17 protein-coding genes, 1 tRNA gene and 1 pseudogene are annotated in these 20,021 nt (G+C 74.0%); 6 read left to right on the top strand and 13 right to left on the bottom strand.

Annotated features, from left to right (window positions below):
- Nucleotides 1-221: 221 nt before the first annotated feature.
- Together AB0N63_RS24080 and AB0N63_RS24075 are read left to right on the top strand one after the other, a co-directional pair.
- Nucleotides 222-908, top strand: a complete 687-nt coding sequence (locus AB0N63_RS24080) for a TetR family transcriptional regulator (protein WP_365531305.1) — start codon at nt 222-224, stop codon at nt 906-908.
- 310 nt (nt 909-1,218) lie between these two features.
- Nucleotides 1,219-1,292, top strand: a tRNA-Met gene (locus AB0N63_RS24075).
- A gap of 113 nt (nt 1,293-1,405) precedes the next feature.
- Here AB0N63_RS24075 and AB0N63_RS24070 read toward each other — a convergent pair.
- The 5 genes and pseudogenes from AB0N63_RS24070 to AB0N63_RS24050 form a co-directional block, all read right to left on the bottom strand.
- On the bottom strand, nt 1,406-3,061 hold the full coding sequence (locus AB0N63_RS24070) for an FAD-dependent oxidoreductase (RefSeq protein WP_365531303.1): 1,656 nt from the start codon (nt 3,059-3,061) through the stop codon (nt 1,406-1,408).
- 15 nt (nt 3,062-3,076) lie between these two features.
- Nucleotides 3,077-3,985 (bottom strand): diiron oxygenase, encoded by a 909-nt coding sequence (locus tag AB0N63_RS24065; protein WP_365531301.1) that lies wholly within the window; start codon nt 3,983-3,985, stop codon nt 3,077-3,079.
- A gap of 295 nt (nt 3,986-4,280) precedes the next feature.
- Nucleotides 4,281-4,523 (bottom strand): annotated as a pseudogene (locus AB0N63_RS24060) (TOBE domain-containing protein); the annotation flags it as partial.
- Nucleotides 4,524-4,938: 415 nt separating this feature from the next.
- The gene (locus AB0N63_RS24055) at nt 4,939-5,232 is read right to left on the bottom strand and encodes a DUF4190 domain-containing protein (RefSeq protein WP_365531299.1); all 294 of its coding nucleotides are present in this window, start codon (nt 5,230-5,232) and stop codon (nt 4,939-4,941) included.
- Between the two features lie 397 nt (nt 5,233-5,629).
- Complete coding sequence (locus AB0N63_RS24050; RefSeq protein WP_365531297.1) at nt 5,630-6,433, bottom strand: IclR family transcriptional regulator; 804 nt, start codon at nt 6,431-6,433, stop codon at nt 5,630-5,632.
- A 224-nt stretch (nt 6,434-6,657) separates the two neighbouring features.
- On the opposite strand from AB0N63_RS24050, the gene AB0N63_RS24045 reads away from it, so the two are divergent.
- On the top strand, nt 6,658-7,617 hold the full coding sequence (locus tag AB0N63_RS24045) for an amidohydrolase family protein (RefSeq protein WP_365531296.1): 960 nt from the start codon (nt 6,658-6,660) through the stop codon (nt 7,615-7,617).
- A 150-nt stretch (nt 7,618-7,767) separates the two neighbouring features.
- Here AB0N63_RS24045 and AB0N63_RS24040 read toward each other — a convergent pair whose 3' ends face one another.
- Entirely contained in the window at nt 7,768-8,466 is a 699-nt protein-coding gene (locus AB0N63_RS24040; protein WP_365531294.1) for a L,D-transpeptidase, read from the bottom strand.
- 168 nt (nt 8,467-8,634) lie between these two features.
- Between AB0N63_RS24040 and AB0N63_RS24035 the strand changes: the two genes are divergently transcribed.
- Both AB0N63_RS24035 and AB0N63_RS24030 read left to right on the top strand, forming a co-directional pair.
- On the top strand, nt 8,635-9,393 hold the full coding sequence (locus AB0N63_RS24035; protein WP_365531292.1) for an SDR family oxidoreductase: 759 nt from the start codon (nt 8,635-8,637) through the stop codon (nt 9,391-9,393).
- A 101-nt stretch (nt 9,394-9,494) separates the two neighbouring features.
- Nucleotides 9,495-9,881 carry a MerR family transcriptional regulator gene (locus AB0N63_RS24030; protein ID WP_365531325.1) on the top strand — a complete coding sequence of 129 codons (387 nt, stop codon included), beginning with the start codon at nt 9,495-9,497 and terminating at the stop codon, nt 9,879-9,881.
- Between the two features lie 63 nt (nt 9,882-9,944).
- On the opposite strand, the gene AB0N63_RS24025 is transcribed toward AB0N63_RS24030, so the two are convergent.
- The gene (locus tag AB0N63_RS24025; RefSeq protein WP_365531290.1) at nt 9,945-11,570 is read right to left on the bottom strand and encodes an FAD-dependent monooxygenase; all 1,626 of its coding nucleotides are present in this window, start codon (nt 11,568-11,570) and stop codon (nt 9,945-9,947) included.
- Nucleotides 11,571-11,605: 35 nt separating this feature from the next.
- Between AB0N63_RS24025 and AB0N63_RS24020 the strand changes: the two genes are divergently transcribed.
- The gene (locus AB0N63_RS24020) at nt 11,606-12,358 is read left to right on the top strand and encodes a TetR/AcrR family transcriptional regulator (protein ID WP_365531288.1); all 753 of its coding nucleotides are present in this window, start codon (nt 11,606-11,608) and stop codon (nt 12,356-12,358) included.
- A 13-nt stretch (nt 12,359-12,371) separates the two neighbouring features.
- On the opposite strand, the gene AB0N63_RS24015 is transcribed toward AB0N63_RS24020, so the two are convergent.
- From AB0N63_RS24015 to AB0N63_RS23990, 6 genes are all read right to left on the bottom strand, one after another.
- Nucleotides 12,372-13,652, bottom strand: coding sequence for a VWA-like domain-containing protein (locus tag AB0N63_RS24015; protein WP_365531286.1), 1,281 nt, complete (start codon nt 13,650-13,652; stop codon nt 12,372-12,374).
- A 448-nt stretch (nt 13,653-14,100) separates the two neighbouring features.
- Complete coding sequence (locus AB0N63_RS24010; protein ID WP_365531284.1) at nt 14,101-15,348, bottom strand: AAA family ATPase; 1,248 nt, start codon at nt 15,346-15,348, stop codon at nt 14,101-14,103.
- A 181-nt stretch (nt 15,349-15,529) separates the two neighbouring features.
- The gene (locus tag AB0N63_RS24005; RefSeq protein ID WP_365531283.1) at nt 15,530-17,005 is read right to left on the bottom strand and encodes a hypothetical protein; all 1,476 of its coding nucleotides are present in this window, start codon (nt 17,003-17,005) and stop codon (nt 15,530-15,532) included.
- 253 nt (nt 17,006-17,258) lie between these two features.
- Nucleotides 17,259-18,659: a Cmx/CmrA family chloramphenicol efflux MFS transporter gene (locus tag AB0N63_RS24000; protein WP_365531323.1), complete on the bottom strand. Its 1,401-nt coding sequence runs from the start codon at nt 18,657-18,659 to the stop codon at nt 17,259-17,261.
- A 106-nt stretch (nt 18,660-18,765) separates the two neighbouring features.
- Nucleotides 18,766-19,233, bottom strand: a complete 468-nt coding sequence (locus AB0N63_RS23995; protein ID WP_365531281.1) for a pyridoxamine 5'-phosphate oxidase family protein — start codon at nt 19,231-19,233, stop codon at nt 18,766-18,768.
- Nucleotides 19,234-19,393: 160 nt separating this feature from the next.
- The gene (locus AB0N63_RS23990) at nt 19,394-19,870 is read right to left on the bottom strand and encodes a hypothetical protein (protein ID WP_019983277.1); all 477 of its coding nucleotides are present in this window, start codon (nt 19,868-19,870) and stop codon (nt 19,394-19,396) included.
- Nucleotides 19,871-20,021 lie beyond the last annotated feature (151 nt).

The raw sequence follows: 20,021 nt of genomic DNA, 5'->3' as shown, positions 1-20,021 counted from the left end.
GCTGCTTTTCGACGGCGCGTTCCGAGCCGGCGTGCGTCGCTTCCTGGATGCGCCGCTGAAGATCCGCGAGTTTCCCCGCGGTGGTGTGGAGGTCGATGTCGGTCACTGGTTGCACCACCGGGTTCTCGTCATCTGGTACTAGATCTCTGATATACGGTACTCAGTACCATGAGGTCGGGCAAGTGGTCACCAGGGGCCATGACGGGGGAGGATGGGCGGTCATGAGCAAGCCACCGGCGCGGATCCGACTCGCGGACGCCGCCTTCGCGCTGTTCGACGAGCGCGGATACGAGCAGACCACCGTCGACGACATCGCCGAACGGGCCGGAGTGGGACGTACCACGTTCTTCCGGCACTACCGGTCCAAGGAAGCGGTCATCTTCCCCGACCACGACCGGCTGCTCGAACTGATCCGCGACCGGCTGGCGACCTCCAGCCACCGCACCGCCCTCGTCGCCGTCTCGGACGCGGTCCGGCTGGTGCTGCTGCACTACATCGAGGAGGGCGACCTCGCCCGTCGGCGCTATGCCCTGACCAGCAAGGTGTCGGCCCTGCGCGACCGCGAGATCGCGAGCGTGGCCCGCTACCAGCGGTTGTTCCGCGAGTTCATCGCCGACTGGATGGGCGATCCGACGACATCGGCGTCCCTGCGCGCCGAGCTGATGGCGGCCTCCGTCGTCGCCGCCCACAACCATGTGCTGCGCCGCTGGCTGCGCGGCGAGTCCGCCGATCCCGCGACCGAGCTGGACGAGGCGATGGGCGAGGTGCTCGCGCTGTTCCCGGCGCCGGGCGCCCGGGCGGACGGCACGGACGGCGGCACCACCGTCGTCGCCTTCCGCACCGGCCAGGACCTCGACGCGCTGCTGCCCTCCCTGCGGCGCCTGGTCGAGGGCGAGGCGGGACGCTGAAAGCGGCCGGCGGTGGCTGCTCACGGTGCCCCGAGCGCGACGGGGCACCGACCGCTCACGGAGCGCGACCAGCCGGCCCGGACGGCCGTGCGCGGCGCCCGTGCGCGGTAGCCGTGCGCCGCGGCCCGGTGGTCGGACGGCCGACAAGACCGCCTCACGGCTGCGATCTGTCCGCCGGGACCCGCCGCCGTATCGAGTCCGGCGTCCTCTCGGGGAGGCTGGTGCTGGAGGGTTGCGGCGCCCTGGTCCGCGCCCGGCGCTCCCGTGGTGCCTGACCACCTCCGATCACGTGTACAGTGGTGTTCAACGACGCGGGGTGGAGCAGCTCGGTAGCTCGCTGGGCTCATAACCCAGAGGTCGCAGGTTCAAATCCTGTCCCCGCTACGAGAAGAAGAAGGGCCCGGATCTCGTCCGGGCCCTTCTTCGTGCGCCCTGCCCGCCCCGCGCCTCCGCCCGGGTCCGGACCGGCCGCCCCGCCCGGCCGGGACCCAGCCCCCTCAGCGCGTCGAGGTGAGGCGGCTCCTCGACGCCGCGAGCAGTTCCGGTACCGTCACCAGCTTGCTGCGGGGTCTGCCGCCCCGGCTGCCGCGGGCCCGCTCGGTGCGTTCGATGGCCGCCAGGCCCCGCGCGTCCACGATACGGCGGTTGCGCCGCCGTACCAGCCGCTGGAACGCCCTGGCCGAGTGCTCCGGCGCCGGCAGCGCACCGGCGACCGCGTCGGCGAGGAGCGTGCCGACGGTCTCCGCGGCGCACGCCCGGTTCGCGCCGATGCCCCCGGAGGGACCCCGCTTGATCCACCCCACGACATACGCGCCCGGCCGTCCGGCCACCCGGCCGGCCTCGTGCGGCACGGTGCCCGTCGCGGTGTCGAACGGCAGCCCCGGCACCGGCACACCCCGGTAGCCGATCGCCCGCAGCACCATGCCCGCCCCGATCTCCGCGCCGCCCTCGCCCCCGGTCACACGCAGGGCGCGCACAACGTCTTCGCCGCACACCTCCTCGGCTGCGGAGTGGAAGCGGAACACGATCCGGCGGTCGCCCTCGGCGGCCGGGGGCCGCGACCAGTCCACCCGCTCGCGGGCGGCGTCGCGCAGCAGGGCCGCCTTGTCCTGCGGACCGGCCGCGGCCAGGGCCTCGCCGATGCGCGGATCGTGGTCGTCCACGACCAGTTCCACGCCGGGCAGATGACTCAGCGCCAGCAACTCCGGCCGAGTGCAGGCCGCGTGCTCGGGGCCGCGCCGGCCGAGCAGCACGACCTCCCGGACGCGTCCGGCGCGCAGCGCGGCGAGCGCGTGGTCGGCGATGTCCGTGCCGGCCAGCTCGTCCGGGTCCGAGACCAGGATGCGGGCCACGTCCAGGGCGACGTTGCCGGTGCCGACCACGACGACGCGCTCGGCGGACAGGTCGATCCCGTCGGGGGCGCCGTCCGGATGGCCGTTGTACCAGGCGACGAACGCCGTCGCCGAGATGCTGCCCGCCAACTCCTCGCCGCGGACACCCAGTCGGCGGTCACCGGAGGCGCCGACCGCGTAGACGACGGCGTCGTGGTGGGCGGCGACCTCCTCGACGGTGACGTCCTTGCCGACCTCGGCGCCGAGCAGCATCCGTACCCGGGGATGGGTGTGGAAGCGGGCGAAGGAGTCGCCGATCCGCTTCGTCGCGGGATGGTCCGGCGCCACGCCGTACCGCACCAGACCGCCGGCGACCGGAAGCCGGTCGATCAGCGTCACCTCGGCGTCGGTGTGCAGCAGCAGGTCCTCCGCGGCGTACATGCCGGCCGGGCCGGTGCCCACCACGGCGACGCGCAGCCGCCCGAAGTCGGCGGGCAGTGTGCGCTCGAACGCGGGCGCACCCCAGGCATGGAAGTTGGGGCTGCCCTCGGCGACGCCCGCCGGCTCGGCGTCCGCGTAGTACGCCGCGTTGACCTCGGCGTACCGAGCCTGCGCGCCGGTCAGCCGGTCGGCGGGCGAGATCGCGTCCACCGGGCAGGCGTCCGCGCACGCACCGCAGTCGATGCAGGACTTGGGGTCGATGTACAGCATCTCCGTGCCGGCGAAGGCGCGTTCCTCCGGCGTCGGATGGATGCAGTTGACCGGGCAGACGGCGACACAGGTGGCGTCCGAGCAGCAGGTCTGGGTGATGACGTAGGTCATGGCGGCCGGTCCGGTTCAGATCAGGTGGGCGCGCTTGTAGAACGCGAGGGCGGGCCGGGTGAGCAGCCGGGCGGAGGAGAGGAAGCCCATCAGCCCCGAACAGCTCGACCGCATCATCGACTTGTGGTGCTGGTTGGCCTTCGCCTCGGCGATCGCGCGGGCGCTGTCGAGCCCGGCGTTGGCGTACACCCGCTTGTTCACCATGCTGGTGACGATGACGTACGAGGCGACGGCGATCACGAAGGCGTGGATCTGCCGGCGCAGCCAGCCCGCCTTCTCCAGACGCTTGAGCGTCTCCTCGCGGGCGAACTTCATGTGCCGGGACTCCTCGACGACATGGATGTTGTTGATGGTGCGCACGAAGGGCACCACCCGCTCGTCGCGCATCCAGTCGCGCTGCATCACGTCGAGGACCTCCTCGGCCACCAGGATGGCGGCGTAGGCGGCCTCGCCGAAGGCGATCGTCTTGAAGGCGCGGCCGAGTTCGACGGCGACACGGTGCGGCCGGTAGGCGGGCGCGCCCAGCTTCTTGGCGCCGCGCGCGAACATGATGGAGTGCCGGCACTCGTCGGCGACCTCGGTCAGCGCCCACTGGAACTCGGCGTCGGTGGGGTCCTTGGCGTAGATGTCCCGCAGCACCAACTGCTGGAGGATCATCTCGAACCAGATACCGGTGCTGGCCACCGAGGCGGCCTCCTGCCGGGTCAGCTCCTTGCGCTGCGCCTCGGTCATCTCGTCCCAGTACGCGGTGCCGTAGAGCGTGCTCCACTCCGGGCTCGCGCCGTGGTAGCTCTTGTCGAGGGGCGCCTCCCAGTCGACCTCCACCTGCGGGTCGTAGGAGAGCGTCGCCGAGGAGTCGAGCAGCCGCTGCGCGACGGCGGAGGCGCGCGACTGGACTTCCGGTCGTACGGTACTGCTGGCCATCTGAGCTCCTTGGGTCGACAGGTGCGGCACCTGACGTGCCGACGACGGTCACCGGTGGCGGAACCCGGTTCCCGGCTCACCCGTACGCCGGTCCACGACGGCGGAGGTGAGCATGACCGACGGCCCCGGTCAGCGGCTGGGGGGCGACCGGGACACGACTGTGTCGCCACCGCTTGTTAGACGGAATGTATAACAAGCGGTGGCGCGTGCCTACCCCCGAGTAAGGAGCTGTACGCCTTCTCTCCCGGGCCGAGGACGGTGCGCCTGTGGCCCGGCGCGCCGCGGGAGGGCCGGGTCAGGCGGCCGAGAGCGAGACCTCCGTCGACTTGAACAGCGCGGTGACGGCGGAGCCCTCCGCCAGGCCGAGATCGGTGACCGCGTCCTTGGTGACCGCGGCGGTCAGCTCGGCCCCCTCCACCGCGACCCGCACCGAGGCCATCGCCGCACCCGTGGCGACCTCGCGCACCGTGCCGGGCAGCCGGTTGCGGATGGACAGGCCCTCCACGGGGCCGGTGGCCAGCGCGACCGCGCTGGATTCCCGGCGCGTCCAGGTTTACCCGCCCCCGGTACCGCTGACAGGGGACGGATGTGCGCCGCTCCGCGCTGCTCGACCGGCAGGTGGTGAGAGGCTGGACGGCAGCGGGCGGCGTTCCGTCGGTGCGGCCGCGCGCCCGCGACCGGTGGCCGGTGTCGGTCGCGCCGGTCCTCCGGTCGGCGTACGCAGCGCGCGGACCCGTGGGTTCCCGTTCTAGCCTGGCAGGGCCTTGTGCTGACAGGACGACAAGGCTTGGGCGGCCCCGCTCTCTGCGCCCTGGACAGGGGCCGCCCTTTCTCCTCGCCTTTCCCGCCGCTTCCCCCTGCCTTTCTCGCCTCGCCCATCCTCCTCCGCCTGCCGCGCGTCAGCCCCGCCTCCCGGGGGGGGCGGGGGCGGGGCTGTGGTCTGCGGGGACGGGTCAGCTGCCGACGTACCAGGTGAAGCCGCCGTTGGAGGCCGCCACGGCCAGCAGGACGAAGAAGATGACCAGGTCGATGATGCCCAGGACGACGCCCGCCTTGGCCATCCCACGACCGCCGCCACCACCGCCCGCCGTCTGCCGCAGGGCGATGGCGCCGAAGATGATGGCCAGCGGGCCGAGGACGACGTTCAGGAAGAACACGCCGATGATGCCGCAGACCAGGCCGGCGATCGCCAGACCGTTGGTGCGCGAAGCGGTGGACGTGGCAGGACTGCTGCCATAACCGGACATCAAACACTCCCGAGTTGGTGATGGGTCGAGGTGCGCGCGCCCCAAGGGCCCACGCCGGCTTTGCCTTTTCTTCACCAAGCGGGTGCCCCGGCGCCGAACGAGCATGCCCGCGACGGTCGTTGGGGTTGGAGGAACGCGGTACGGTGAGGCAGCGCGGGGGGCGGACGCAGCCGCTGCCCGAACTCGCCGGCCTCCCCTCGCCGTCACCGCCCGGCGCCCCGGTCCGGCCGCCGACGCCGCTGTCGCCGAGGCGGCCGACGGTCCGCGGCGGACGGCGGCCGAACCGCTGCACCGGCGCGGTTCCACCTCGACCCTCCGCCTCCCCGCCGGCCGCACCACCGTGTGGGCGACGGGGCCGCCTCCGCGGCAGCGCACCCCTCACCCCGCGGAGCGCCCTTCACCCGCGGGCGACCGCCTGGCTGCCGTCCTCGGCGAGCCGGCGGGAGAGAGCCCGCGCCGTGGCCCGTACGGCCGGACCGTAGCCCGGAGTGCCCGGACCCGTGTCCGGCGCGACGACCGACAGGGCCGCCACCACCGCCTCGCCGTCCCGCACCGGTGCGGCCACCGTGGTCATCCGGAAGGGACGGTACCGGCGCCCCACGGCGTGATCCCCGCGCCGTACCTCCGCGAGCACCCCGCGCAGATCGTCGGGGGTGCGGATGTCGTCGTCGCCGTGCCCCGGCTCGTACGCGGCGATGGCCTCCTCCTGGACGGCCGGCGGCGCGAAGGCGAGCAGCACCAGGCCCACCCCGGTCGAGGTCAGCGGCAGCCGGCCGCCCACGCGGTAGCGCACCGGGCTCGCGTCGCGCGCCGACAACCGCTCCACGAGCAGCGCCTCGCCCTGGTCCCGGACGGCGAACAGGACATGCTGGCGGGTGACGTGGAAGAGATCCTCCATGTACGGCATCGCCACCGTCCGCAGCCCGTGACCGCGCGGCGCCAGCGAGGCGGCCTCCAGGAGCCGCAGCCCGACGACGTAACGGCCGTCGTCCAGGCGTTCCAGCGCGCCCACGCCCAGCAGCGACCGGGCCAGCCGCAGTGTGCTGCTGCGGGGGATGCCGCAGCGCCGGGCCAGTTCGGCGAGCGTCTGCGCACGGTGGTCGCCGTCGAAGGAGGCGAGCAGGGCGAACGCCCGGTCGATCACCGGCTGCCCCTCGGGCGGCCTGCCCCCGCCCCTGCGCCGCGCACCGCCCTCGGACATCGCCGTACCCCTCGCCGCTTCACCCGCACCGTTCCGTTCGAGCTGTTTCGTCATGCGGTTCCGTCCGCTGTTCCGTTCATCGGAACGGCCCATGCCAATGTACGGCCGCGCCTCCTACGGTGGCGCTCGCAGGCACCCGGGACCTGCCTCGCGGGCACCCGGAGACGGCCTCGCCAGCACCTCTGACACCGACCGACCCGACCTCACACCACCGGAGACGCTGTATGACCCCGACCGGCCTCGTCGACGTCCACGCCCACTTCGTCACCGACGGCTATGTGGCCGCCGCCCGGGCCGCCGGCATCGAGCATCCCGACGGCATGCCCGGCTGGCCCGACTGGAGCGCCGAACGCCACCTCGACCTGATGGAACGCGCCGGGATCGAGAAGTCGTACCTGTCGATCTCGTCGCCGGGCGTGCACTTCGGGGACGACGCCGCGGCCCGCGCGCTGGCCCGCGAGGTCAACGAGTTCGGCGCCCGCGTCCGCGCCGCGCATCCCCGGCGGTTCGGCCACTTCGCCTCCCTGCCGCTGCCCGACGTGGAGGGTGCGCTCGCCGAGGCCGCCCACGCGCTCGACGTGCTGGGCGCCGACGGCGTCACGGTGAAGAGCAACCACCACGGCGTCTACCTGGGCGACCCGCGCCTGGAACCGCTCTGGGAGGACCTGGACCGGCGCGGCGCCGTCATCTTCGTGCACCCCACCTCGCCGCCGCACGCCGACGAACTCGCCCTGGGCCGCCCCCGGCCGATGCTGGAGTTCCTCTTCGACACCGCCCGCACCGCGAGCGACCTGCTCTTCCGCGGCGTCCTCGCCCGCCGGCCGCGCATCCGGTGGGTCCTCACCCACGGCGGGGGAGTGCTGCCGCTGATCGCCGACCGGATGGAACTCTTCCGCACCCACTTCGGCGACGGTCCCGAGGACGTGCCGAGCCCCGTCGAACAGCTCGGACGCCTCTGGTACGACATGGCCGGCACGCCCTTCCCCCGCCAGATCCCCGCCTTCGAGGCGGCCTTCGGCACCGAACGCCTCCTCTACGGCAGCGACTACTGCTGGACGCCCGCCGAAGCCGCGCTCGCGCAGGTCGCCACCGTGGACGCCGCGCCCGCGCCCTCCGGCGCCGCCGCCTGGCGCGACCTCACCACCCACAACGCGCACCGCTTGTTCCCCGGGGACGCGCGGTGACCGCGTGAGCGACACGGAGGAAGGCCACCCGACCGGGCGGACGACCGTGCCCGCACCCGACCGAGCACCCAGAAACGTATGACCACGCCCGCTCGAGCCGACCGGTGCTTCGTGAGTCGCGGGCAGGCGGCTGCCCGGCTGTGGCATGGATCAGCGGACGACGAGTGAGGTGGCCCGGCCGTGCTTGTTCATGTAGCTGAACAGCCAGGCGATGTGTTCGGGGCGGAGCTTGATGCAGCCGTTCGACTTGTAGTCCCGGGGGCCTTCCCAGCGGTACGGGCTGTCGGCTCCGGCGCGTGGGCCCTGCTTCCTGTCCTTGGTCATCTCGCTGTGGATGAAGAGGGCCGTCCGCCTTGTCCCGTTCGCACGGCACTTCCGGCTCGGCAGTCCGATGGCGTATCCCTTGATTTTCTGGTCCCTGTTGATCTCGAACGAGGTCGGTTTGTACGTCCCGTTGGGCAGCCAGCCCGCTTCGGACACGCAATCGTTTCGATACCTCTTTCCCCGGGCGGTCAGATTTCCGTGGCTGTCGTAGTCCGCGGCGGTTCCGAGTCCGGACCCGGCGCGGAACTTGTTGACGAGCGTCTTGTTCTTCCCGTCGTAGACCCGAAGAACCGAATGTGACGGGTCCTTGAAGTTCTTCACGAACTCCAACGTCACTCCCGAAGGTGCCTGGTGAGAGGCGATCGCATCGGCCGACGGTGTGGTCACGGCGGTCAGGGCGGCGATGGCGGCGGCGGAAGTGATACAGCGCGCGGTGAGTTTCCTGGACGAAGTCATCAAATCCCCTTGGCTTGCCTGGGCAATGGGCCGCTGAGCGGTACGGACGGGTAAATCGACGGTGGTCATTCGCCGTTCCCGTCTTGATCGATGATCTCCACCTTCTCGCGCGTGGGGAAGTAAAGAGAGCGCAATGAACCCCATCGAGTGACGGTAAGAACGAGGGTGTACCGCACGGTCCTGTCCGCACCGCGGGTTTGACCTTGTCGTAGGCGTCAGGGTCGGACGCTGGCCGGCATGAACAGCACCTCGACGCAGAACAACAGGATCGTCGCCGTCACCGGAGCCGGTACCGGCATCGGCCGGGCCACCGCGCGGGCCTTCGCCGCCCAGGGCGCCCACGTGGTCGCCATCGGGCGGCGTGCCGCACCGCTGGCGGAGACCGCGGCCGGGCGCGACCGGATCACGCCGCTGCCCGGCGACATCACCGCCGAAGGCGCGCCCGAGCGGATCGCCCGTACCGTCGCCGAGACATCCGGTCGCCTGGACGTGCTGGTCCACAATGCCGGTATCGTCCGCGGCGGAGCCCTCGGCACGCTGACGCCCGAGGCGATCGCCGCGCAGCTCGCCACGAACCTCGTCGCCCCGATCCTGCTGACGCAGGCCGCCCTGCCGCTCCTGGAGGCCTCGTGCGGGGTGATCGTCAACGTCAGTACGGCAGTGGACCGGCGGGCCTGGCCCGGCAACTCGGTCTACGCGGCGACCAAGACCGCCGTGGAGAGCCTGACCCGCAGCTGGGCCGTCGAGTTGGCGCCACGGGGGATCAGGGTGGTGGCGGTCGCCCCGGGCGCGATCGACACCCCCATCGGCGAGCACGGGGGCCTGACGCCGCAGCGTCGGGCCGAGATCCGCGCGTGGCAGCTGGACCACACCCCGCTGGCCCGGATCGGCCGACCGGAGGAGGTGGCCTGGGCGATCGTCCAACTCTCCTCTCCGGGCGGCTCGTTCGTCACCGGAGCGGTGCTCCCGGTCGACGGCGGGGCGGTCGTGGCGTGATAGGAGTGGTGCCCACAGGTGTGCCCTCTGCGGGGGTGCCCCTGAGACGAGTGGTCCTGACGGGAGTGGTCCCGGCAGGAGTGTTCCGGGAGGTGGGACGCGTGCGGATCGGCGAGCTGGCCGAAGCGACCGGCACGACCGCTCGTGCGCTGCGGCACTACGAGCAGGCCGGACTGATCCGGGCCGACCGCGCTGCGAACGGCTACCGCGTCTACGACGAGCGGGCCGTGGCGAGGGTCCGGAACATCCGCTGCCTGCTGGCCGTGGGGCTCACCCTGGACGACGTGCGCGTGTTCCTGCCCTGTCTGGACGGCGACATGACCGCGGCGCCGCCCTCGGACAAGGGGCTGCGGGTCGCGCTCGACCGGCTGGCCGTCCTCGACCGACGGATCGCCGCCCAGACCGAGGTCCGGGACCGTCTGGCGGTCGCGCTCCGGGAGAGCGCGGGTGACCGGGCGGAGGGTGACCGGGTCCGCTCGGTGGCCTGACCGGAAGCCAACGCGCCAGGTCCGACGACCTGTCGGTCTCCGCGCTCAGCGCACGCGCCCGCGTCAGCCGGTCCGTTCCCCCACCCCGGGCGCGGCGCGGGATCCCGCCAGCAACCCGGCCAGCGCGGCGGTGGCCGTCGCCGGGTCCGTGCCGCGCCAGGCGACCACCTGGTCGGGGCGGAGCAGCAGGAGCTGGTCCGGGGCGAGGAAGTCGGCCTCGATCCGGTGCACGGGGAGGTCCATGGTGTACGGACCCGGGGTGGTGAGGCGGTCGGGGACGCGGGTCGCGGGGCCCGCCGCCAGGGCCCAGCCGGGGCCGGCGAGGTCGAGGGTGGAGCGGATGCGCCGCTCGTCGAGCCAGCGGTGCGGCACACGGGTGCCGACGCGTCCGGCGGGAGCGAACTCGGTGACCGGCTCCGGGTCCGCGAGGTCCGCCGGGCCGGCGGCGAGCGCACCCTCGGTGTACTGGAAGCCGCCGGCCGCCAGCACATAGGGGTGGGCGAGCGTGGGGTCCGGGGCCGTGGCCCGGTCGCGCGGCGCCTGGGCGCGGCGGCTGGACTGGTCGGCGGCGAACCAGCCCGCCGGGCGGCGCTCGGCGTCGTAGCTGTCGAGCAGGGCCGGCGCGGCCCGCCCGCGCAGCACGGCGGCCAGCTTCCAGCCCAGGTTGTGCGCGTCGGCTATGCCGGTGTTGGCGCCGCTCGCGGCGAACGGCGGCATGACGTGCGCGGCGTCGCCGGCCAGATGGACCCGGTGGTGGGTGTAGCGGTCGGCGACGAGCATCTCGGCCCGCCACGGCAGCGCGCTGAGCACCTCCAGATCCGGGGCCGGAACGCCGAGCGCGGTGCGCAGCACGCGCGGCCAGTCGCGGCCGGCGGTCCCGCCCCCGGTCATGAACACCCAGCGGCGCCGGCCGTCGACCGAGGCGAGCGCGCCGGGCGTGTCGGGGTGGTTGATCTGGCAGAGGTTGAACTCCCGGCCCCGGACGACGTCGCCGAGGTCGGCCCGGAAGTAGACGCTGACGCTCGGCTCGCCGACCGGACCCCGGCCCGACCGGCCGATGCCGCAGGCCTCGCGCACCGTACTGCGGGCGCCGTCCGCGGCCACCAGGTGGCGGCAGCGCAGCCGTTCTCGACGGCCGTCCGTCCGGTCCAGCAGCGTGGCGACGACCTCGCCCTCCGCCGGCCGCTGTTCGAAGGCGGTGAGTTCCGCACCGAACCGCACCGTCGCGCCCGCCGCCACCGCGGCCTCGCGCAACACCGGCTCCAGCGTGTCCTGGGCGATCAGGCACGGCGGCTCCGGGCTCGGCTCCACCTCCGGGCCGCCCGGCCCCGACGGCCGCCACAGCGGGAGGAGTCCGGCCGCGGCGAGCGTGCGCCCGGCGGCCATGCGGTCGTGTCCGGCCAGGTCGCGGGCCGCCTCGTGCACCACCTGGGCCAGGCCGAGTTCACGGAAGATCTCCATGCTGCGCACATGGAAGCGCCGCGCCTTGGGCTGCGGCGAGGTCGTCGCCCGCTTCTCCACGACGGTGACCGCCAGGCCGTGATGGCGGCAGACCAGAGCGGCCGTCAGGCCCACCAGTCCACCGCCCACGACCAGCACCTCCGTCTCGGCCTCGGCCGGTGTCCCGGTCAGGAGTGCGGGCAGTGCTCCGGGCAGCGTTCCCCACGCAGGTGTACGTTGTCCACTCATGGTGTACAACGTACACCGCCTAGGCTGCGATCACCATGACTCCTTCCGAGACGCCCCCCGAGACCCCCTCCGCCGACCGGACCCCGGCCGGTGGACTCGTCTGGTTCGACGAGCCCGCGCCCCCGCGAGCCACCGAGCAGTTGAGCCGGGAGCGGATCGTGGCCGCCGCGCTCGACCTCGCCGACCGGGAGCCGACCGGCGAGATCACCATGCGCGCCCTGGCCGCCCGGCTCGGCGTCCGCAGCCCGATGGCCCTCTACCGCTACGTCGGCAGCAAGGACGGGCTCGCCGACCTCATGGCCGACGAGATCTACGGCCTGATCCGGGTACGGCGCGGCGAGGGCTGGCGGGCTGCGCTGGACGAACTCGGCCGCACCGGCTGGCAGGCGGTGCAACAGCACCCCTGGTTCGCCCGGCTCGCCTTCAGCCGCCCCCCACTCGGCCCCCACGCCCTGCGCCTGTACGACGACACGCTCGCCGAACTCGAACCGCTCGGCCTGGACGCCGCGGCCCGGATGGGCTTCGTCAACACGGTGCTCGGCCACGTCCTCGGCTCCGGACTCGCGCTCCTGGAAGAACGTGCCATGCGTGCCCGCGTCGGCCTGCCCTCCGACCGTGACCTGGGCAAGGCCGCCGCCCCCTACCTCGACCGCATCGCGGCACAGGGTGGCCACCCCCACTTCAGCCGCTGGGCCGCCGACCCCGCGCGGCACGCCCCGCCGCCCCAGTCCTTCGAACGCGTCCTCGGCTGGCTCCTGGACGGCCTCGCCACCCAGCTCGCCGAGTGACGCCCCGGCCGGTTCAGCCGATCGTGACCACCCGCGCCCACTGCGGCGGCGCGTCCGGGACGTAGTCCGGATCGTTCTCACGCACGGGGTCGGCCGGACGCGGGAAGAGCCCGACGACCGTACGGCAGGACGGCCGCGCGGAGGGCCACGGTGTCTGCCCGTCCGTCAGGGCGACGATCACGTCGGGGCCCGGCCGGGACCGCAGCGCCCGAGCGAAGCCCGAGCGCAGATCCGTGCCCCCGCCGCCGATCAGCGCCATGCTCTCGGCCCGGCACAGCGGTACGGCGACACCCGCCGCCGCGTCGCAGGAGATCACCGAGACCAGGTCGCGCCGCCCGCCCACCGCCCGCGCGATCGCGGCCACCTCCAGCAGCGCGCTGCCCAGTTCGGCGTCGCTCACCGACCCGGAGGTGTCGATCACCACGCACACCCGCGGCGGCGTACGGCGCAGGCTCGGCAGCACCACCCCGGGGACGCCGGCCGAACGCCGCGACGGCCGCCGGTAGCTGTGGTTCTCGCCCGTACCCGGCGCGCCCACCGCCGAACGCACCGCCGCCCCGAGCAGTTGCCGCCACGGCTGCGGCGGATGGAACGCCTCGTCCGCCCATCGGCGCCAGCCGTCCGGCGCGTCGCCCGGCCGGCCCTTGATCCCCTCGGCGACCCGGAAGCGGACCGCGTCGCGTTGCTGCCGGGTCAGCCCGTGCGCCCCGCCGGGCCCCAGTTCCCAGGGCCGGGCCTGCCCGTCGGCGCCGCTTCCGCAGTCCAGCCAGGCCAGTTCGGCGGTGAGGGCGGCCAGCGACGCCGTCCGCAGGTACTCCTCCATCAGCAGTCCCTCGGGCAGCCGCAGCAGCGACGGCACCGCGGCACCGGCGGGCCGGGGCAGCCCGTCGCCGAAGATGTCGTCGTTGATCTCGAAGTCGGCGGCGATGTTCCGCCGCAGCCGCCCCCAGCCGCCGGCCGGAGACACCCCCGGCGCGGCTGCCTCGCCCGGCCGGGAACCCTCGCCCGGCCCGGACCCCTCGCCCGGCCCGGACCCCTCGTGCTCGCGCGCGTACCGCTCGCCCCGCCCGTGGTGGTCGCGCAGCAGATGGGACACCTCGTGCACCCACACACCCGCCAGCTCCTCCAGCGGCATACGTGCCACGAAGCCGGGGGAGACGTAGCAGCGCCAGTACGCGTCCACCGCCATCGTCGGCACCGACGGGTCCTCGACGATGTGCAGCGCGAACAGCGCGTCCGCCAGATAGGGACGCACCTTCACGGCATGCAGCCGGGCGGTCAGCAACTTTCCCATGTCGAGGGGGAGTCGGGACGCGTCGCCGCCGCCTTGGCCGACCACGCGTCCGGCCCCCCACCGGCGCCCTGCGGCACCCTCGGTACGGCGACCCGTACGGGGCGCGGGGGCGGGGGCGGCGGCATGGGGTGGGGGAGCGGGAGCGGCGACGCGGGCCGTGCAGAGGACCGGGGTGTCGGGCGCGGCCGCGGGGTGGGCGGCACGGGGTGCGCCACCGGGTGTGAGCCCGAGGCGGACGGCGTGGGGCGGGGCGCCGTCTGTGACGGCGAGGCCGACGGTGCCGGGCGTGTCGCCGGGTGTGCCGTCGACGCCGAGGAAGCCGGGCGCGACAGGGAGCCGGGCGGCACCGTCCGGGGCGCCGTCTGTGACGGCATCGCCCGGGGCGCCGTCTGCGGCGGTGCTGCCCGGGAGACCGTCTGGGGCGGCGCCGGCCGCTTCGCGGGGGCCGTCATCGGCTCGCCCCCGCTGTCCGCGCCGCCCCCGCCGTCGCCGCGACCCGCTGCACCGACCGGTCCGCCCGCCGGGCCAGGCCCACCACCCCGGCCAGCCGTTCCACCGCCTCCGGCACCTCCCAGTCGTCGCGCCGGAGCGCGGCCAGCGCCGTCGCCGGGGCGACCAGGAGGTCCGGCGCGCCGGTCTCCAGCGCCCGTACCAGCACCGCCCACGCCGCCTCCCACCTCGCCCGTTCCGGCCGTGCCCCGACGGCGGCGACCACCGCCTCCAGCGCCGCCTGACGCAGATCGCCGCGCTGCGGCAACTCGGCGGCGGCCGGGTCGGCCAGCAGCGACTCCGGGTCCGGCAGGTCCATCCGGTCCAGATGGGCGAGGAGTTCGAGCCCCGGCCCGTCGCCCACCGCACCCCGCACCAGCAGCGCCAGCACATCCCGCGAGACACCGGCCGCCGTGGCGAAGGCCAGCAGCGTCAGCGCCGCCTCCCAACTGCGCGGCGACGGCCACGCGCCGCCGCGCCGCGCCTCGCCGCTCGGCAGCCGGTGGATCAGCGTCGGCCGTACCTCCAGGAAGCCGCAGACCGCCCGCCGGGCGAAGGCCACGGCTTCCGGCAGCCGCTCCGCCGCGAGCCGGGGCAACCGCGCCCGGGGCCACACCCCGCCCAGCCCGCGCACCACCACCTCCCGGTCGTGCACCCAGTACAGGTGCACGAACCGGTTGGCCAGCGGCGGACTCAGCTCCCAGCCGTCCGCCGCCGAAGCGCGCGGATTGGCGGCGGCCACGATCCGCACCCCCGGCGGCAGTTGCAGCGCGCCCACCCTCCGCTCCAGGACCACCCGGAGCAGCGCGGCCTGGACGGCCGGGGTGGCGGTGGACAACTCGTCCAGGAAGAGCAGCCCGCGTCCGGCCCGTACCAGTTCGACCGCCCACTGCGGCGGGGCCATCGGCACACCCCGCACCGCCGGGTCGTCGCCCACGACGGGCAGCCCGGAGAAGTCGGACGGTTCGTGGACGCTGGCGATCACGGTGGTCAGCGGCAGATCGAGGGAGGCGGCGAGCTGGGTGAGGGCCGCGGTCTTGCCGATGCCCGGCTCGCCCCACAGCAGTACGGGCAGATCGGCGGCGACGGCCAGGGTGAGCGCCGCCAACTGCTCGTCGGGGCGCGGCTCGGTGGTGGTCGTGCGCAGGAGGGACAGGAGGTCTTCGGCGACGGCGAGTCGGGCGCCGGTCGGGGTGCGGTGGGTCACAGGGCATCACCTTGGGTGGGAGCAGGGAACGGGACGGTGCGTCCCGGATGACATGGACGGCGCGGGGGTGCGGCGCGGGGTGTGGCGGGACGAGGGCGTACGGCGCCTGGTGCGCGGCCCGGCAGGACGAGGGGATGCGGCGCTGGACTGACGCCGCGGGCAGGGAAGTCGAGCGTGGCGGTCAGCCGGGCAGGCACATACGGGGGCGGTTCCGGTGGCCACGCCGGACGCGGATCGCGTCCGGCGTGTGCCGGTCGACGCGTGGACGGTGGTCCGGCTCGCCGTGTCTCCCGCCCGGGCCGTTCCCGCCTCCTGCCGTACCGGCGGCGGGGTGTTCGGCGACCAGCCCCGAGCGGAACAGCCCGTGGTCGACGCGGCGGGCCGCGGCGGACTCCAGTTCCGTCCGCAACGGACCGTCGCGCAGCACCGCGCCGGGCCCGAGCAGCCCCTCGACCACGGTCAGCGCCCCGGCGACGTCACCGTGGCCGAGCCGCTCCCGCACGGCGGGCAGCGCTTCGGGGTTGCGGTGCACCGCGTCGATCGCTCGCAGACAGGGCAGCGCCGGTCCGCCCAACGCCACCAGCAGTTCCTCCCGCCGCAGTTGGGCCGGATCATGGTCGACCGCCGTCAGCACCCCGTCCCGCAGCGCGATCCGGTGCACCTCGCCCCGGCACTCCACCCGGTGCGGATCGCCCGGCTCGGAGGCGATGGCGGCCACCGGCTCACGGCCGTACGCCGCCAGGGCCGGGGCGACGAGTGGGTGCAGCCGGCCTGGGGTGATCAGTCCGGCCCGCAGCAGTTCCAGGTCCGGCAAGGCCCGGGCCGCCGCCTCCGGCAGCACCGGGAGCGCCGCGGTCTCCTGCGGCGGCAGCGTCTCGCGCAGGGGCCGGAACGTGGGGACATGGCTGTCGTCGGGGGCGACGAGTTCGAGCACCGCGCGGCTGCGCGCACCGAGCCGTACGGTGAAGGCCGCGCGCGTCCGCCCCTCGGCCCGTAGCAGCAACTCGGCCTCGGCGGCCCAGCGTTGGACCGCCCAGACGCAGTCGTGACCAGGCGGTGGACCAGCGGGGGGCGACGGATCGGGCGGGGCGCAGGTTTCTCCGCGCGCACCGCACCGCCAGGCCAGCTCTCCGCACCGGCCGGAGTCCCACAGATGCCGGTGCAGATCGAGCCGGAAACGCCGCTCGGGGTGGGGGTGCGGGTGTGCGGGCGGACGGCGGCCGGGGGAGCCCTCACCCGTCCCCTCCCACAGCGCCAGCGAGATCCGCTGCCCGGCATCCGCCCGGGCGGGCGGTGTCCGGACCACCAACTGCAAGGCTGAGGAGCCCGGTTGAGGGTAACGGGCCAGACAGACGGTGAGGCCGGGGCGGAGCCGCCCGTCCGGGGCGATCCGGGGCATGTGCCAGCGGAGCAGATCGGGCGCGAGGCGGCGCAGGTCCGCGCGGAGACGGTGGATGAGGTCGGTGCCGTGGCGGTCGCGCACGACGCGCAGATCGAGATCGACGTCGACGCGGGCCGCGGCGCAGGCGCCGGCCCAGTCTCCGACCCCACGGCGTGCGGTCGCGGTCTCGATCATGGACGGTGGCACGGCGTACTCGCGTACGCGCTGCCACATCAACAGGCGGGTCGGAATCTCCGGTGCGAGGTGATGTGCCATCAGCACTCACCTTGCGCGGACGATTCCCCCAATCCGTACGAGGAGAAGTTCTTCATCGCCGACATCGTAACCACACGGCCGACGATCTGTCAGTCACGTTTGATCGGCCCCCCTATGAGAACACCCGCCGCCCGGACTGACCGGGGCGACGGGACGGCGGGCGGGACGGGGTGGCACACTCCCGGGACCGCGAGGCGGGCGGGAGGGCTGGGTGGCCCGCCCGGGGGCCGCGGGCGGTGGTGGCGCGCCCGGCTCAGTCGCGGACGGGCGCCCCGGCCACCGGCCGCTCCTCGCCGCCACCGGTTCCGGACACCGCGCTGCACGCAGCCGGCGTGGATTCCGTCCCCGTCACGCCGTGTTCCCCCACCCCGTCCGCCCCTCCGGAGGCGGACCCACCGGAGGCGGGTGTGCCGAAGACGACCGTACCGGAGATGACCCCACTCGAAGCGACAGCACCCGAGGCGCCCTCCGCACCAACCCCGCGCGGCGCGCTCGTCCGGACGACCCGCGACCGGCTGTGCAGCCGCAGTGAGACGCTCACCAGGGCGATCGCCACCGCCGTCATGGCCGCGCCCGCCCAGGCGGTGGAGGCGAAGCCGAAGCCTGCGTCGATCACCGTGCCGCCGAGCCAGGGCCCGCCGGTGTTGCCGAGGTTGAAGGCGGCCGTCGTCGTCGCGCCGGCCAGCGTGGGTGCGGCGCCCGCCACATTGAACATGCGCGCGTTCAGCGCCGGGGCCGTGTAGAACGCGGAGAAGCCGAGCAGGAACGACAGGGCGACCGCGGCCACCGGGCTCGACGCGAACAGCGCCAGGGCGACCAGCAGCACGGTCGAGGTGGTGATGCCCGAGAGCAGCACGCCGAACAGGTGCGCGTCGGCGACCCGGCCGCCGACCGTGGTGCCGACCAGCGCGCCGACGCCGAAGAGCGCCAGCACGGTCGGCACCCAGCCGTCCGCCAGCCCGGCCACGTCGGTGAGCAGCGGCGCCAGGTAGGAGAAGGCGCAGAACACGCCGCCCGCGGCGAGAGCGGTCACCCCGATGGAGAGCCACACCTGCCGGTCCCGGTAGATCGCCAGCTCGCCCCGGAGCGCCGAGCGCCGCTCGGGCAGTGGGATGCGCGGGATGCGGGTGAGGACGCCGACCAGCGCGATGGCGGAGGCGACGCCCACCGCCCAGAAGGCCGACCGCCATCCCAGGTGCTCGCCGAGGAAGGCGCCGGCCGGCACCCCCAGGACGTTGGCGATCGACAGCCCGCCGATCATCACCGCCATCGCCCGGGCCCGCGCGGTCACCGGCACCATCGCGATGGCGACGGCCGCGCCGACCGCCCAGAAACCGGCGCACGCGAGCGCGCTCACCACGCGCGAGACGAACAGGATCTCGTACGTCGGTGCCAGCGCGCCCGCGACCTGGCCGAGGCCGAACACCGAGATCAGTGCGACGAGCGTCGTCTTGCGCGGCAGACGCAGCGTCGCCGCCGCGAGCAGCGGCGCGCCGATCACCATGCCGATCGCGAACGCCGATATCAGCAGGCCCGCCTGCGGGATGGACACGTCCATGTCCTCGGCGATGGGCGGCAGCAGCCCGGAGAGCATGAACTCGCTCGTCCCGAGCGCGAACACGGACAGGCCGAGGATGTAGACGGCGAGCGGCATACGGGGTGCCGGGGGCCGTGGGGAAGAAGCGCGCATGACAGGTGCCAACCACGCTTTTGCTCCCGTCATTCCCGGCCCGCCCTTCGCCTCGGCCGCCCGCCGCCCCTCACTCCGCTCCGAGCCAGGCGCCGTCGCGCATGACGACCCGGCCGCGCAGTTCCGGCTCGCCGCGCCAGGCGCGCACGGTCGTCGGCGCGACCCGCACATACACGAAGGGCTTCTCCTCGGCGCGCGGGTCCCAGCCGAACCTGGCGGTGTACGCAGTCGCCGTGTCCTCGGGCACGTCCTGCTCCGGGAAGCACACCGCCTCCCCCTGGAGCAGCGCCACGTCCAGGGTGTCGGGCAACGCCAGCCGCACGCGCGGCTCCACGCGCAGGTTCCGGACGGTCGCGGAACCGGCGCCGGTGCACAGCCACACCGCTTCCCCGTCCCACAGGAACCACAGCGGCACCTGGTGCGGACCGTGCTCCGGATGGGCGGTCGCCACCCATATGTCCCGTTCGACGCCGAGGCGTTCGAGTGTCGCGCGTGTGCGCTCCGCCGTCGGGCGGGGGGCGTTCCCGGTGGTCTCCATGGACACCGACGCTATCGAGCACGCGAGCGGCGCACATGGTGCGAGGGGCCGGCGCACATGGTGCGAGGGGCCTACGCCTCTCGGCCGAGGGCGCGCCCTGCGTCGTCGGCCGAGGGGCGCCGGGTCCGGCCGGCCCGGCGGTGCGGGTGGCCGGGGGCGGTCAGTACACCGTGATGTCCCAGTGGTTGCCCTCGTCGCAGTAGAGGTTGCCGGAGGCGGCCTGCCACTGCGGGTAGCCGTCTCCGCGCAGTCCGATGTAGGTGAAGCTGTTCTTGACGTAGGAGTCCAGGCACGAGTTGTGCGAGGTGTCCACCTTGTAGCCGTTGTAGTGGCTGTACGTCCCCGAGGCGTGGCCCACCTCGGTGCCGCCGGTGATGTTGATGGCGCACCCGCTGGCCCGCTTGAGGGTGATCATGGCGTCGACCGTGCCCGAGTTGATCTGCTCGAACGACGTACAGGTGGAGTTGGAGCGCGTCGTGCAGTGGCCGCTGGAACTCCAGGTGATGCCGGCGGCGCTGAGCTTGCTCGCCGCGGCGGACTGGCTCATCTTGGTGCCGCTGGCGTCGGCGGCCGGCGCGAGGAAGGCCAGCGAGGCAAGGGCGAGGGCGGCGGGGACGAGGACTCTGCGACCGTGCATGGTTCCTCCGGTGGGGGTGAGGGGCGCGGCAGACGACCGATGAGGAATGTACATGCCAACTTGATGTGCCGTGAAGAGCGCCTCGGGAGCACGCGGGCGCGGGCGCCCGAGCGGTCCGGGAAGCCGGCCGGGCGAGCGCGGCAAGCCGACC

The sequence above is a fragment of the Streptomyces sp. NPDC093260 genome, from assembly GCF_040683715.1.
Taxonomy (GTDB): Bacteria; Actinomycetota; Actinomycetes; order Streptomycetales; family Streptomycetaceae; genus Streptomyces; species Streptomyces sennicomposti.
This window is presented reverse-complemented; position numbering and strand designations above follow the sequence as displayed.

Excerpts from the sequence above, each read along its gene's own strand:
- AB0N63_RS24020 (WP_365531288.1), top strand. The coding sequence starts at position 11,606 with ATGACTCCTTCCGAGACGCCCCCCGAGACCCCCTCCGCCGACCGGACC.
- AB0N63_RS23990 (WP_019983277.1), bottom strand. The coding sequence starts at position 19,870 with ATGCACGGTCGCAGAGTCCTCGTCCCCGCCGCCCTCGCCCTTGCCTCG.
- AB0N63_RS24050 (WP_365531297.1), bottom strand. The coding sequence starts at position 6,433 with ATGTCCGAGGGCGGTGCGCGGCGCAGGGGCGGGGGCAGGCCGCCCGAG.
- AB0N63_RS24025 (WP_365531290.1), bottom strand. The coding sequence starts at position 11,570 with ATGAGTGGACAACGTACACCTGCGTGGGGAACGCTGCCCGGAGCACTG.
- AB0N63_RS24040 (WP_365531294.1), bottom strand. The coding sequence starts at position 8,466 with ATGACCACCGTCGATTTACCCGTCCGTACCGCTCAGCGGCCCATTGCC.
- AB0N63_RS23995 (WP_365531281.1), bottom strand. The coding sequence starts at position 19,233 with ATGGAGACCACCGGGAACGCCCCCCGCCCGACGGCGGAGCGCACACGC.
- AB0N63_RS24005 (WP_365531283.1), bottom strand. The coding sequence starts at position 17,005 with ATGGCACATCACCTCGCACCGGAGATTCCGACCCGCCTGTTGATGTGG.
- AB0N63_RS24035 (WP_365531292.1), top strand. The coding sequence starts at position 8,635 with ATGAACAGCACCTCGACGCAGAACAACAGGATCGTCGCCGTCACCGGA.
- AB0N63_RS24080 (WP_365531305.1), top strand. The coding sequence starts at position 222 with ATGAGCAAGCCACCGGCGCGGATCCGACTCGCGGACGCCGCCTTCGCG.
- AB0N63_RS24055 (WP_365531299.1), bottom strand. The coding sequence starts at position 5,232 with ATGTCCGGTTATGGCAGCAGTCCTGCCACGTCCACCGCTTCGCGCACC.
- AB0N63_RS24015 (WP_365531286.1), bottom strand. The coding sequence starts at position 13,652 with ATGGGAAAGTTGCTGACCGCCCGGCTGCATGCCGTGAAGGTGCGTCCC.
- AB0N63_RS24045 (WP_365531296.1), top strand. The coding sequence starts at position 6,658 with ATGACCCCGACCGGCCTCGTCGACGTCCACGCCCACTTCGTCACCGAC.
- AB0N63_RS24070 (WP_365531303.1), bottom strand. The coding sequence starts at position 3,061 with ATGACCTACGTCATCACCCAGACCTGCTGCTCGGACGCCACCTGTGTC.
- AB0N63_RS24065 (WP_365531301.1), bottom strand. The coding sequence starts at position 3,985 with ATGGCCAGCAGTACCGTACGACCGGAAGTCCAGTCGCGCGCCTCCGCC.
- AB0N63_RS24000 (WP_365531323.1), bottom strand. The coding sequence starts at position 18,659 with ATGCCGCTCGCCGTCTACATCCTCGGCCTGTCCGTGTTCGCGCTCGGG.